The organism is Hymenobacter sp. PAMC 26628 (assembly GCF_001562275.1).
Lineage (GTDB): Bacteria > Bacteroidota > Bacteroidia > Cytophagales > Hymenobacteraceae > Hymenobacter.
In genome coordinates this window covers 377,381-391,003 of sequence record NZ_CP014304.1, presented here as the reverse complement: position 1 = coordinate 391,003, position 13,623 = coordinate 377,381, and the positions used below count along the sequence as shown (strand labels likewise).

Annotated in this window: 10 protein-coding genes; 6 read left to right on the top strand and 4 right to left on the bottom strand. The window is 68.4% G+C overall.

What is annotated here, in order from left to right; translation table 11 throughout:
* The first annotated feature begins 46 nt into the window (after nt 1–46).
* Nucleotides 47–790: a head GIN domain-containing protein gene (locus AXW84_RS02010; RefSeq protein ID WP_082773643.1), complete on the top strand. Its 744-nt coding sequence runs from the start codon at nt 47–49 to the stop codon at nt 788–790.
* Between the two features lie 226 nt (nt 791–1,016).
* Here AXW84_RS02010 and AXW84_RS02005 read toward each other — a convergent pair whose 3' ends face one another.
* Nucleotides 1,017–3,935: a TolB family protein gene (locus AXW84_RS02005; protein ID WP_068227927.1), complete on the bottom strand. Its 2,919-nt coding sequence runs from the start codon at nt 3,933–3,935 to the stop codon at nt 1,017–1,019.
* Nucleotides 3,936–4,094: 159 nt separating this feature from the next.
* Here AXW84_RS02005 and AXW84_RS02000 point away from each other — a divergent pair, with 159 nt between their 5' ends.
* Nucleotides 4,095–4,496, top strand: a complete 402-nt coding sequence (locus tag AXW84_RS02000) for a hypothetical protein (protein ID WP_068227925.1) — start codon at nt 4,095–4,097, stop codon at nt 4,494–4,496.
* 35 nt (nt 4,497–4,531) lie between these two features.
* Nucleotides 4,532–4,939: a hypothetical protein gene (locus AXW84_RS01995; protein WP_162268239.1), complete on the top strand. Its 408-nt coding sequence runs from the start codon at nt 4,532–4,534 to the stop codon at nt 4,937–4,939.
* A 10-nt stretch (nt 4,940–4,949) separates the two neighbouring features.
* Here AXW84_RS01995 and AXW84_RS01990 read toward each other — a convergent pair whose 3' ends face one another.
* The 3 genes from AXW84_RS01990 to AXW84_RS01980 form a co-directional block, all read right to left on the bottom strand.
* Complete coding sequence (locus AXW84_RS01990) at nt 4,950–5,357, bottom strand: hypothetical protein (protein ID WP_068227921.1); 408 nt, start codon at nt 5,355–5,357, stop codon at nt 4,950–4,952.
* A gap of 212 nt (nt 5,358–5,569) precedes the next feature.
* Nucleotides 5,570–6,574 carry a fatty acid desaturase gene (locus AXW84_RS01985; protein WP_068227918.1) on the bottom strand — a complete coding sequence of 335 codons (1,005 nt, stop codon included), beginning with the start codon at nt 6,572–6,574 and terminating at the stop codon, nt 5,570–5,572.
* Between the two features lie 103 nt (nt 6,575–6,677).
* Nucleotides 6,678–9,209 (bottom strand): TonB-dependent receptor plug domain-containing protein, encoded by a 2,532-nt coding sequence (locus AXW84_RS01980; RefSeq protein ID WP_068227916.1) that lies wholly within the window; start codon nt 9,207–9,209, stop codon nt 6,678–6,680.
* Between the two features lie 288 nt (nt 9,210–9,497).
* Between AXW84_RS01980 and msrA the strand changes: the two genes are divergently transcribed.
* The 3 genes from msrA (at nt 9,498) to AXW84_RS01965 (ending at nt 13,612) form a co-directional block, all read left to right on the top strand.
* Nucleotides 9,498–10,181 carry a peptide-methionine (S)-S-oxide reductase MsrA gene (gene msrA / locus AXW84_RS01975; protein ID WP_068227913.1) on the top strand — a complete coding sequence of 228 codons (684 nt, stop codon included), beginning with the start codon at nt 9,498–9,500 and terminating at the stop codon, nt 10,179–10,181.
* Between the two features lie 125 nt (nt 10,182–10,306).
* Nucleotides 10,307–12,193: a sensor histidine kinase gene (locus tag AXW84_RS01970; protein ID WP_157886763.1), complete on the top strand. Its 1,887-nt coding sequence runs from the start codon at nt 10,307–10,309 to the stop codon at nt 12,191–12,193.
* Between the two features lie 255 nt (nt 12,194–12,448).
* Nucleotides 12,449–13,612 carry a methionine aminotransferase gene (locus tag AXW84_RS01965; protein WP_068227908.1) on the top strand — a complete coding sequence of 388 codons (1,164 nt, stop codon included), beginning with the start codon at nt 12,449–12,451 and terminating at the stop codon, nt 13,610–13,612.
* Nucleotides 13,613–13,623 lie beyond the last annotated feature (11 nt).

Here is a 13,623-nt window from a genome sequence, read left to right as displayed (position 1 = left end):
CCCGTATCTTACTGGCGGCCTACCCCTTACTAATCAACCCGTTCGCATGAGGACTTCTTCCCTTACTCGCTTCTTTGATACGGCCGTGGCCGTGGCCTTGGCCCTCACCGCCACCGGCGCGATAGCCCAGCAGCGGCAGGCGCGCCCGGTGAGCGGCAGTTTTGAGCAAGTCGAGTCCAGCGGCGGCATCGACGTGTACCTCTCCCAGGGCCCCGTGGCGGCCGTGGCGGTGGAGGCCCTGCCCGAGGCGCTGCCCCACGTGGTGACGGAGGTGCGCAACGGCACCTTGTCCATCCACTGGGAAAAGGATTTCTCGTGGCAGAAAATGTTTTCGTGGAACAGCCTGAGCGGCCGGCAGCGTAGCGTGAAGGTGTACATCACGGCCCCGCGCCTGACGGGCCTCGCGCTGAGCGGCGGGGCCGACGCCCACGGCCAAACCCCGCTCGTGGCCGACGAATTCAGCATCCGGGCCAGCGGCGGCTCCGACGTGACGCTGCGCTTGCAGGCCAAAACGGTGCGCGCCGAATCGTCGGGCGGCTCCGACGTGACGCTGACCGGCAAGGTGGAGCGCCAGGATATGCGCTTCAGCGGCGGCTCAGACTACCACGGCTTAGGCCTGCAAAGCACCACGGCCACCATCAACGCCAGCGGCGGCTCCGACGCCGACGTGTGGGTGGACGGCGAGCTGACGGCCAACACCTCCGGCGGCTCCGACCTGCGCTACAAGGGCAACGGCCGCCTCACCAACCCCCGCCGCAACGACGGCGACGATGTGAAGCACGTGCGGTAAGGGGCTGGGGCCTTACGCAACCAGTTTAGGCCGTCATGCAGAGCGCAGCGAAGCATCTTTCCCGCAGCAGTAATCAAATGGTTAGTTGAGCGGGAAAGATGCTTCGCTGCGCTCTGCATGATGGCCTAACGTCTGCATTCCTGTTTTGGCTTTGCACGGCCGTTTTAATATCTGAACGACTGTTTTAACGTTCAAACGCGCAGACCCGCAGAATCCACGCTACGCCTTATAGCCGCACGTTGAAGGCCAGCGTTTGCACCACTACCCGCTGCAAATAGCTGCTGTAGGCGATACGCACACCGGCCTCGACGGGCGTGCGCAGGTGGAAGACGTTGAACAGGGCCAGTAGGTCGGCGCCACCGTTGCGGAAGTCCTGGTAGGCGCGGGTGCGCACAGGCACGCCGCTCACGGGCACCGTTATTAAGCTGCTGCCGCGGGCCACGTCGGCGAATACGTCGGCCCGCAGGCGCTGCACGTAAAGCACGCGGCCCACCGACCAGTGCACAAAGGCCAGCGGCAAGTTGTAATCGGCGCTGGCGGCAGCGAGGCGGTCGAAGCTGATGTAGCTGGTTTCGGCCCGTGGGTACGAAATGGCGGCCGTGAAATTGTACTGGCTTTGCTGCTGGTACTGGTAGCCAGCGCGCAGGCGCAGGGCGTGGTGGGCGGCCAGGCCGGGCAGGTACACCGCCGCCTGGGCCCCTATTTGGCTGGCTTGCAAGGCCGTGCCGAAGGGCGTGGTGCGGTAGGTGGCCAGCAGCGTGGCCCCGCCGCGGGGCGCCACGTCGCGGGCGCTCTGCTTGAGCTGGCTCGCGTAGGCCAGGCTGGTTTGCAGGGCGTGCAGCGGCGTGGTGGGGCCCGTTTCGTCGCGGTTGCGCAAGGTGGCGGGGTAGTTGTACACCCGCTCGTGCAGGTAATAGGCTCCCAGCGTGAGGGCCTGCAAGTACTTCGAGCGGGTGAGCACCAGCGGCACGCGCACGCCGGCCAGCACCCGGGCGTACTGCCAGCGGGCCGGGCGCAGGCTGTCGAGCGGCGCGGCCCGGTCGAAGTAGCGCGTCGAGTTGCGGCCGCCGTAGCTCGCCTCCACGTCCAGCACCGGGAAGCGGCCCTGGTAGCTCAGGGCCCCGGTGGCGGCCACGGTGCGCTCCGTCTGGTCGTAGCTCAGGCCAGCGAAGGCCTGGGTGGTGCTCAGAAAATCCTGCGAGCGTACGCCCACGCTCACCGCGTTGCCGGCCGGGCTCTGCACCGCGCCGTAGCTGAACACCCGGAAGGCGTGGGCCAGCGGCCGGTAGCGTCGCACCCCGTAGCGCGGGCCCGCCGAATCGGGTGAGGCCAGCAGCGTAGCGATGCGGGGCCCCGCGGGCTCGCCGGCGGCCAGGGCGGCGGCGTAGGGCCCCGGCACGTCAGCGGTGGCGGGGGCCCCCAGGGCAGTCCAAGTGGTGGGGTCGAGGGGCATTTCCACCACCCGCGCCCCAGTAGCGCGGTAATCGTGGAAAGCCAGGGTGCGGCCGCCGGGCGACACGGCCGCGTGGTACGCCCCAAAGGGCCGGTTCGTCACTTGATAAGTCAAGCCGTTTTTCAGGCTGACGGCGTAAATATTGTCCACCCCCGTTTGCGGCGAATTGTACAGCACATAGTCGCCCCAGGGCTGGGGGTTGGTCAGGTTCACGTTGGCCGTGGGCAGCAGGGGCTGGGCCGCGCCGGTAGCAGGGTCGATGATTTCCAGCGTTTTACCGGCGGCGCGGAGCGTGACGGCCACCACGCGGCGGCCATCGGGCAACCAGCGCGGCTGCTGGTAGAGAGCGTTGCCGGGGTTGGGCAGGGTTTGCAGCAGGGCCCCCGAGCGGGCGTCGAGCACCACCAGCGCGTGGCGGTAGGCCTCGCTGGTGCGCACGGCCACCAGGCGGGTGCCGTCGGGCGAGAGGGCGGCGGCGGCGAAGCGCCCGCCCCGGCCCACGGCGCGCAACCGGCCGGTTTTCAAGTCCAGGATTTTCAGCTCCGAATACACCCGCTGCCCCCAGCGCGGCTGCTGCCGGAACTCGGGCCACACCGCCGCCCCGCCGCCCACCGAGAGCTGCTCCGGAATGTTAATCAGGCCCGGGGTGAACACTTTCTGCTCGCGCCCGTGGCGGCCCAGCTGCACCAGCTGCGGGATATTATTCAAGCCGCTTTTCAGGGCCAGCACCGTGCTGTCGTTCACGTACTGCGGGTATTGGTACTGCGTGAAGATGCGCGTGCCGGCCTGCCCGGCCAGCTCGCGCACCGGCGTGGGCGCGGGCCGGGCGGCTTGCTCGGTGCGCCAAGTCGAGTCGAGCTCGGCCATGGTGCGGGCGTAGAGGGCTTCCACCCGCAGGCCGGCGGTGCGGCGGATGCTGTTCGAGAACGAGAACGGGTAGAACGGGAAGCGGTAGTAGGCGTCCAGCACGCGGGCCCAGGCGGCGGGGCCCCGGTGCGCTTTCAGGTACGAGGTCATGAAATAACCCAGCACATACCAGTCGGGCACGTTGTCGCGCAGCGAGCCGTTCACCGCTTTCTGGTAATTGTACCGCCGGCCGCTTAGCAAGTTGGCGCGCAGGCCCAGGCCGAAGTACGGGATGCGCCCGCGGCCGCTGCGCGTGAGGGCGGTTTCGGCGCCCACGGCGTCGCCCTCGAAAAACCACTGCGGCACGCCCACCGCCGCTACGCCCAGGGCCCCGTCGCCGAGCAGCGGCACCAACGCCCGCCCCACGCCCTGCCGCGCCTTGTCAAACTGGTTCACGTGCCGGAACTCGTGCACCACCAGCCCGTCGAGCCAGTCCACGGTGCCCAGGCCCTGGCCCTGCTGCGGGGTAGTGAAAAACTCGGCGTGCCGCGGCAAAAACGTCACGAAGCCGTTGCTCACGGTCGTTTGGTTTTGCAGCACCACGGCGATGGGCCGGGCCTGCACGCCCAGCGTGGCGCCGTCGGGCCCGTGCACGGCCTCCAGCCGCCCGGCCGTGCGCTGCGCCGCCGAGTCCAGCCCCACCGGGTACAGCACCCGGAAGTGCGGCGTGCGCACCTCGCGCCAGCGCAAGTCGGGCGGGTTTTGGCTAATAACGGGCAGGCTTTGGGCCCCCGCAGCCCCGGCAAGAAACAGGCCCCCCAGGGCCCCCAGCAACAAACGACGCATTATCTGGCAGAGGCGGGCAAACCGTTGGCCCCGCGCCACGGCCCCGCCCGGCAAGCTACTTAGTTTCGGTGAGTTGCGGCGGCAGCAGGCGGGGGCCGTGCAACCCTTGGCGGAGTTGGTGGCTCTTGTTTATACTCGACTTACCGACCTTCTCCACGCGTGCGCGCCCGTTTTTTCCTGCTGCCCGCCCTGCTTTTGTACGCCCTGGCCGGCTGTAAGCACGACGCCGGTACGGCGCCGCTGTGCTATTCGGGCGTCGTTCTAAACTATGACTGCACGGCTGGCCTCTTAATTCAGGTCGACAGCCAACACCCCATCGGCAAATCGCTCTATCCCCCTGCTTCTTCCTACGCCGATAGCCTTGGCAGCGACAATGTTATCGCGGCGGTCAACTTACTGCGTTCCTCGAACAAATGCGCCCAGCGCATTTATTTCACCTACGAAAACGACCCCAAGCGGCAGGCTCCCGACAACGCTTGCCCGTTCCTTGGGCCTTCTCGCAATCCAGCTCCGCGCCTGGTGCTTGGCAACGTGTCCACCACACCCTGCGCCCTGCCCTAGCCCGCTCCCTTTTCTGCGTTTTAATCCTCCCAACTGTGCACCCACGCTTACTACTCGCTTTTGCTTTTTGCGCTTTGGCCGGCTGCAAGCACGCCGCCGACACGACGCCGCAATGCTACGCGGGCACCGTGCTGAGTACTAGCTGCTACGACGGCGTCATCATCAACGTGGACGCGCAGTTCCCGATTGGCAAGCCCGTGGGCTACGGATTTGCGCTGCACGATTCCACGAAAGCCACCAACCAAAACGTCATAGGGGCCCTCAACAGCAATACGTTGGCACAGTTTAATGTCCCGGGGCAACGCATTTATTTTACCTGCACCGGCGACACGCAGGGGTTCAGCAACTTTGGGCCCTGCAACCACATGGGCATTCCGCTGCCCGTGCCCCATGTGGTGCTCACCAGCTTTTCGGCCACGCCCTGCGACCCGTCCACGCGCTAATCCGCGGTTGCTACCGGGCCGCGCGCAGCCAGGCCCGGGCGGCGGGCACGTTGCCGAAAATGCGCATCTGGAAGCTGCTGGCGATGCCGCTAGCCATGGCTTCGGCCGAGAGGGCGGCGAACGATTCGGGGCTGACGATGTGGGCAAAGTGCGTGAGGCCGGCGGCGATGGCGCGGGGCGTCCAGTCCTGGGCAATCCAGTCCACGGCGTGGTCCCAGGGGCCCAGCACAGCGGTGTTGTCGTTCAGCAGGAGCGGGCAGCGGTGCCGGGCGATGACCTCCAGGCCCGCGTTGGCGGCCGTGATGATGCCCTCGCGGGTTTGGTAGCCGAACCACTCGTTGTACACGAGCCGGTTGGCCGCGTCGTACTCCGCCGTGAAGATGACTTTACCAAAAGCGTTTTTTATCTCTGTTTTCATGCGGGCCGCCGAAAAAGGCGGTGACGATGCGAAGGTAGCTTCGGAAAAACGGCAGCCCGCCGGGCCCCAGCAAGTGCGAAGCCCGCGTATCCAGGCGCAACTCTTTCCTCGGCTAACGTATTCGGAATTACCAAGGCAGCGTGCCCGTTACGCGCCCCCAAGCGGCTGCCCGAAGAAGGCAGCCGCTTTCGTTACGGGCTTGGTTTCAGTGCCTACGCCGATATCAACTCCTTATCCGGCACGCTCTGGTCCTTAAGGGTGGCGGTGCCGCGCTCCTTGCGCATGATGCGCGAGTAGAGGCTGATTTCCTGGTCGAACAGGAACTGAAAGAAGAGCTTGGTGTAGCTGGTGTGGGCCAGCAGCGGCTCGTAGAACTCGGGGGCTACCTGCTTGAGCTTGGGCAGGTTGTTCCACGGAATGCTGGGCATGTCGTGGTGCTCGTTGTGGAAGCCCACGTTCAGGTTCACGCCGTTCAGGCGGCCGTAGTAGGAGTAGGTTTCCTGGGTGTCGCTTAGGGTGAGGTAGTGCTCCTGAATCCAACGGGCCCCGAGCGGGTGCAGGCCCACCGAAAACCAGAAGCTCAGGAACAGGTACAGCAGGGCCGTCCAGCCGAAGAAATACACCACGGCCACGTCGAAGGCAATTTGGGCCGCAATGTTGGCAAAAACGTAGCGGTCGACGGTGGCAATTTCGCGGCAGCGAATGGTGCGAATGAGCTGAAACACCGGGAAGAAAAACAGCCAGATGGCCTTGCCGATGCTGTAGTTTTTGATCAGCTTGGCCTCGTACCAATCGGGCAGGTCGGCGTCCAATTCGTGCACGCCCTGGAACACGTGGTGCTTGATGTGGAAGTTTTTGAAGCTGATGGCCGTGGGGAAAATCGAGGGGAAGTTGGCCAGGATGCCCGTGGCCACGTTTTTCCACAAGCCCTTGAACACCAGTTTGTGGGCCGCTTCGTGGATGACTACGAACAGCGTGTGCGAGAAGAACGCGCCCACCAGATACGCCACCGGAATGGTCCAGTACCAGGCCTGGTCGCGCAGCAGATACGCAATGAGTACCTGCGCCGCCACGCAGCCCGCCCCGATGAGAAAGGTGGCGGGGTTGCGGGTCATGAGCTGCTTCACCTCGGGGTGCGCCCGCACAATCTGGCGGGTGCGCACGCGGTGCGGTTCGGTGGCGGTGGCCACGGTAAAAGCGGTGGGGGCGGTAGCCATGCGGAGAAGAGGCAGGGGAAGCGCGGCCGGAAGTAGCGGCGCAAAGCTGAACTTCAAAGCTACGCCGAATAGGCTCCGCCGTGGGCCGGCCGCGCCCGGGGCCCTAGGGCCCCGGGGCCACTTGCAGGGCCCCGCGCCCCAGGGCCGGCTGCCCGGCCGCCGACACGCCCTGCGCCACGAGCTGGAAGCGCCCGGCCGCGTCGGCGGTGTAGAAGGTGAGCTCGGCCTCGCCGGCGGCGTTGGTGCGCACGTCGGGGTTCCAGTACAGGGTGCGGCGGCGCGGGTCGGGGCGCTCGACGGCGGGCCGGGGCCGGTCGTAGCGGGGCTGGTAAAACTGCCGGGCGCAGGCGTAGCCGGGCGCATTCACGGACATAATGCCCGGGGATACCACGCTCGCAAACTGGGTATCGTCGCCGCCCCGCCGCGTGTAAACGGCGATGACGCCGTTGGCCGAGCGGGTGCCGTAAATAGCTGCGCTGGGTCCCTTTAGCACCTCGATGGTTTCGACGTCGCGGGCCGGGAAGAACGACAGCGCGTCCTGCTCCACCGGTACCCCGTCGAGCAGAAACAGCGGCCGGTTATCGCCCGTAATGGTCGACGGGCCCCGCACCTGGATGACCATGTTGGGCTCGGAGCCGCTCACGTTCACGCCCGCCACCCGGCCCTGGAGCATCTGAAACACCGTCAGGTACGCGGACCCCGCCAGCGAGGGGTCACTCATGCGCAGTACCGTGGCGCTGCCTTGGTTATATAGGCGGCGGCCGTCGATAGGCAGTATTTTTTTGGCTTTTACGCTCACGTTGCTCAGCACGATGGTTTTGGCGGTGTCGAGGCGGAAGCGGCGGGCGGCGGCCACCTGGGCCTGGCTGGATTGCCGGGCGGCGGCTTCGGCGGGCGTGGGCAGGACGGGCAGCGGCGGCAGGGCCCCCGCGGGCACGGGCGGGCCCGCGTCGAGGCGCAACTCGAGGTTGCGGCCGCCCCGGGCGGTGCGGGCCTGCAGCGTGAAGCGGCTCGTGTCGCACCCGCCCAGGCCGTTGAACAGGAAGCGGCCCTGGTCGTCGGTGGTAGCCGGCAGCACGAGGCGGCTGGGCGAGTTGCGCAGCAGGATGAGCCGGCCGCTGGGCACGGGCTTGCCGTTGGGCGTCACCACCCGGCCCAGCAGGCCCAGCGACTGTTCCACGCCGAACTCGCGCAGGGGCCGTTGGCCGGCCAGCACGTCTTTCCAGGCAAAGCGCCGCCAGCCCTGGGTCAGCAGCAGGTCATCGAGGGCGCGGGCCGAGGTTTCGGTGGGGTTTTCGAAGTAGTAGCCGGGGCTTTCGACGTAGCCGGCCAAGTCGGACGTCAGCAGCAGGTTCGAGGCGATGGTTTCGGCGTCGGCGGCGGCCCCGGCGGCGTCCGTCACGGCCAGCGACAGCTGGGCCGCCACCGGCTGGCCGGCCGCGTCGGTCACGGCCACGCGCAGGCGCACCGGCTCGCGGGGCCCGTAGTCGGCGCGGTCGGGGGCCAGGGCCACGCGCAGCGGGGCCGCGCCGGGGGCAAAGGCCAGGCGCTCGGCCTGGGGCGCGCCGGCCCCGTCGAACACCGTGAAGTGCACGATGCCGGCCGCAAACTTGGCCTGCGGAATGCGCACCATGAACTCGTCGTTGCCACTTATTTCGCCCTGGCCCACGTAGCCCACTGCGCCGCGCTCCTGGGCCAGCAGCAGCACCCGGCCCCCCGCGGCCCCGCGCTGGCGGATGCTCACGCGGAACGCCCCGGGCTCGGGTGTTACGCGCAGGGCGTAGCCGCTGGCCTGGGCCACGGGCAGCGGCAGCACGAGCGCCTCGGCCCGGGGGCCCGTCACCACGGCGTGGTAGCGCTGGCCGGGCTGCGGCGTGAGTCGGAACGTGCCCATGCCCCGGTGCGCGCTGCGGAACGTGGCCACGGGCTGGTTTTGCGCGTCCAGCACCTGGCCCTCCACGTCGAGGCCCCGGCCGGAGTAGTCCACCGCCTTAAAGGCCACCACGCTTTCCAGGCCCGCCACCAAGTTACCGCCTTCGGGGAAGAACTGCACGTCGGGCGGGGCCCCTAGGCGGCGGGCCTCCGTGCGGGCGGCCGCGGCGGTGGCGCGCGCTACGGCCCGGGCGCTGGGGCCCGCCTCGCCGCTGCCGGGGGCGGGCCACACTTGCAGGCGGCGGCTGTAAAAGTAATCGGGGCCGGCGTTGCGCATCCAGCCGGTGTAGGCGCGCAGCTGGTAGGTGCCAGGGGCCAGCGTGTCGGGCAGGGCCAGCGCGCCGGGGGCCCGGCCGCCGGCCAGGTGCAGGGCCTGCCGCAGCACCACCTGGCGGCGGTCCGACACCAACTCGACGTGCAGCACCTGGCTCAGCGAATCGGACCGGTGCTGCTGGCCGTCGACCACGTAGGCCCCGAACCACACGGTTTCGCCCGCCGCGTAGGCGTCTTGGTCGAGGTGCAGGTAGGCTTTTTCGGGCCGGACTTCGGCATAAAATAGCTGCACGCCCTGCACCAGGCGGCGCACCACTTCGTCGGGCGCGGTGCCGGCGGGGCGCAGGGCCACGGTGCCCAGCCCCAGTAGGCCCAGGCCGGCGAGGGCATAAAATCGAAAGCGACGCGGCACCGGGTAGGGCGTGGGCATGGCGGGGGAAAAAGCGGAAGGAAAGGATGCCAGGCCGGGGCCCCAGCCGAAAGGCAACGCTATATACGCATGGTAGCTGCACAGTTTATGAAACCGGCCAATACCCGGCGCTAACCCACTGCAAATTACCGCGCTTCGGGAGCCTATTCGGTGGGTTTTTTGTTAAGGGAAGTATCCGCGCGGCGGGCCGTGTAAGGTTCGCCGCGCGGGGCCGTCTAGCCAACCAAACCCCGCCCCCATCCGGCGGGCCGCGCCGCTTCGTACTTCAGCTTTCACCCCCGCATTCCCATGAAAAACCTATTGCAACTAGCCGCCGGCCTGGCCTTGCTGGCCGGGGCCACCGCCTGCGGCTCGCCGCAGGCCCAGGCGCAAGCCAAGCCCGGCACCCCCACGCGCTCCACCGCCGGCTTCGCCCCGGCCAACGCCGCCAGCCTGGCGCAGGCCACCTTCGCCGGGGGCTGCTTTTGGGCCCAGGAAGAAGCGTTTGAGCAGCTCAAAGGCGTGAAGCAGGTGGTGAGCGGCTACACCGGCGGCACCGTGGCCCACCCCACCTACGAGCAGGTGGCGGGCCAGGAAACCGGCCATACCGAAGCCGTTGACATCTACTACGACCCGAAAGAAATCAGCTACCAGCAGCTGGCCGATATCTTCTTCACGGCCTCGCACGACCCCACCCAGCTCAACCGCCAGGGCCCCGACACGGGCCCCGAGTACCGCTCGGCCGTGTTCTACCGCACCCCGGCCGAGAAGAAAACGCTGGAAACGACCATTGCTAAGGTGAACGCCTCGAAGGAGTACGACGGCAAAATCGTGACCCAGGTGGTGCCGCTCCAACAGTTTTGGCCCGCCGAGGGCTACCACCAGGGCTACTACCGCCTGCACCCCGACAACCCCTACATCGAGCACGTGTCGGCCCACAAGGTGGAGCACGTGCAAAAGCTGTTCCCCAACCTGCTGAAGCCGGTGCTGTAGGGCCCCCGCCCTTTGCCTTGCCCCCGGCCCCACGGCCGGGGGCTTTTTTGGGCCCGGAAGCGGCCCTTTGCGGCCGGCGGTTACCTTTGGTTTTTGCTGCTTCCCTCCACCTTGCCCGCCGCTGCATGCCCTCTGCTCCTGCACCCGCTCCGGGGTTCGATTTCCAGTTGGTATTTGCCGCCCTGCCCGCTCCCCACGCGCTGCTGGGCCCCAGCGGCCAGGTGCAGGTACTGAACGACGCCCTGCTGGCCCTGCTGCCCGGCCCGGTGGGTACCCGCCTGCCGGGCCAGCCGCTGGCCGAGCTGCTGCGCGCCTGCGCCGCCGCCGATGCCCTGCTGGCCCCCGCCGCCGAGTGGGGCCCCACCCTGGCCCGGGCCCTGGCCACGGGCAAGGCCGAGGTGCTGACGCCCGCCCCGCAGCGCACCGCCCCCGGGGCCCGCTACTGGCAGGCCACGCTCCGGGCCCTTCCCGCGTACCGCCGCTCGCCCCCCGGCCTGCTGCTGAGCTTGCTCGACGTGACCGACGCGCTGCACCCCGCCGACCCGCACTCGCTGCTCAGCCGGGCCCGCCTGCGCATTTTTGCCGGGCACCTGCCCCAGCAGGTGTGGACGGCCACGGCCGACGGGCAGCTGGAATTTGTCAACGAGCGCACCGCCGAGTTTTTGGGTGAAGACGCGGCCAGCCGCGGGGGCCTCAACGACTGGCGGCGCGCCGTGCACCCCAACGACCAGGCCGCGGTGCTGGCGCGCTGGGAGCAGGCCGTGGCGCAGGGCAGCCCGTTTGAAGTGGAAATGCGCCTGCTGCGCCACGACGGTACCTACCGCTGGATGTTGGCCCAGGCCGAGCCCGCCCGCGACGCCCACGGCCACGTGCTGCGCTGGTACGGCACCAACACCGACATCCACCAGCTGCGCACCCTCACCCGCCAGCTAGTGAGCCGCGAGCAGGAGTTTCGCTTCCTCGTCGAGAGCCTCCCGCACTTGGTGTGGGCCGCCACCGCCGACGGCCGCTTCACCTTCGTGAACCGGCACTGGGTGGACTACACGGGCCTGCCCCTGGACCAGACTCAGAACGGCTGGGCGCAGCTGCTGCCGCCCGAAGACCGGACGACGACCGTGCAGGAAATGGCCACGCACTGGGCCAGCGGCCGCGCCTTCGAGCTGCACACCCGCCTGCGCGACGCCCGCACCGGCCAGTACCGCTGGTTTGTGCACCGCGGCCAGCCCCTGTACGACGCCCGGGGCCAGTTTGTGCGCTGGTACGGCACGAGCACCGACGTGGACGACGCCGTGCGCACCCAGGGCTTGCTGGAGGCGCAAAACCAGCGCCTGACCCGTGCCAACCAGGACTTCGACAACTTCGTGTACGCCGCCAGCCACGACCTCAAGCAGCCCATCAACAACATGGCGGGCATTTTTGAGGAGCTGACCCGCACGGCCTACTTCCGCGACCCCGAGGCCGGCCAGCTGGTGACTTACTTCGAGCGGGCCCTGGCCCAGATTTACAGCACCATCGACGACCTCACGGCCGTGGTGCAGCTCCAGCGGCCCCAGCCGGCCTTGCCCGAACCGGTGGACCTGGCCCAGATGGTGCGCGCCATCGTGCACAGCGTGCAAAACCAGGTGCTGCACCTGCGGGCCGAAATTTCCCTCGACGTGGAGCGCTGCCCCACCGTGCCCTACGTGCGCGCCCACCTGCAAAGCCTGCTCTTCAACCTGCTCAGCAACGCCCTGAAGTACGCCGCGCCCGGACGCCCGCCCCGCATTGCGGTGGGGGCCGTGCCCGACGCCGAAACCGGCCGCCCCGTGCTCACGGTGCGCGACAACGGCCTGGGCATCGACCTCGACCGGTTTGGGCCCCAGTTGTTTCAGCAATTTGCCCGCTTCCACGCCCACGTCGACGGCACGGGCATGGGCCTCTACCTCGTCAACCGCATTGTGGAAAGCCACGGCGGCCGCCTCGAAGTGGCCAGCGTGGTGGACGCCGGCACCACGTTCACCCTGTATTTGTGAGGCAGTTGGCTGCTGGCTTTTGGTTGATGGCTTTTGATTGGAAGCGGTAGTGGCTAGGGCCCCGGAAGCAGTTGGGGCCCCAGGCCCTCATGCTCGCCTGAGCGTCCGCGCAGCCGAAGCATCCCTCCCGCTTCGCTGAACGATTTGGTTGGTTGCGCAGTAGAGATGCTTTGCTTCGTTCAGCATGACGGCCTGCCGGGGCCCTCAACTGTTCCTAGCGAAAAACCATTAGCCGATACCCACTAGCCCACCCAAATGCTCGCCTCCAAACTGCCCGACGTGGGCACCAGCGTTTTCACCCGCATGACCCTGCTGGCCCAGGAAACCGGGGCCCTCAACCTGGCCCAGGGCTTCCCCGACTACGCCCCGCCCCAGGCCCTGCGCGAAGCCCTGGCCCGCCACGCCCTGTCGCCCGACGGCCACCAATACGCGGCCATGCCGGGGCTGCCGCGGCTGCGGGCGGCCATTGCCGCGCAGGTGGGGCGGCTGCGCCCGGGGGCCCTGGCGCCCGACCCCGACGCGGAAGTCACCGTCACGGCCGGCGCCACCGAGGCGCTGTACGCGGTGCTGGCCGCGGTGGTGCGGCCCGGCGATGAGGTGCTGGTATTCGAGCCGGCGTATGACCTGTACGGGCCCGCCATTCGGCTGCAAGGCGGCGTGCCGCGCTACGTGCGCCTGCCCGCGCCCGACTTCCGGCCCGATTGGGCCGCAGTGCGGGCGGCGTTTTCGGAGCGCACCCGGCTGGTGCTCGTGAATTCGCCCCACAACCCCAGCGGGGCCGTGTTTTCGGCCGACGACTGGGACGCGCTGGCGGGCCTCGTGGACGGCACCGACGCGCTGGTGCTCAGCGACGAGGTGTACGAGCACCTGGTATTTGATGGGGCCCCGGCGCGCAGCGCGCGGCAGCACCCGGGCCTGCGCGGGCGCAGCTTCGTGTGCTCGTCGTTTGGCAAAACCTACCACGCCACCGGCTGGAAGGCGGGCTACTGCGTGGCCCCGCCGGCCCTCACGCGCGAGCTGCGCCGGGTGCACCAGTTCGTCACCTTCAGCGTGAGCACGCCCACCCAGCTGGCCCTGGCCGACGCGCTGGAGGCCGACCCCACCGACGCCCACGCCCGCGGCCTGGCCGATTTCTACCAGGCCAAGCGCGACTTGTTCCGGGGCCTGCTGGCTGGCACCGGCTGGGAGCTACTGGCCGTGCCGGGCGGCTACTTCCAGCTAGCGAGCTACGCCGCGTTTTCCGGGGCCCCCGACGTGGCATTTGCCGAGGAGCTGGCCCGGCGCTGGGGCGTGGCCGTGGTGCCGGTATCCGCGTTTTACCACGACGGCTACGACCCCGGCCTGGTGCGCTTCTGCTTCGCCAAAGAGGCTCCCACCCTGGAAGCCGCCGCCGCCCGCCTGCGCCAGCCGCCGGGCTAGGGGCAGTTTTC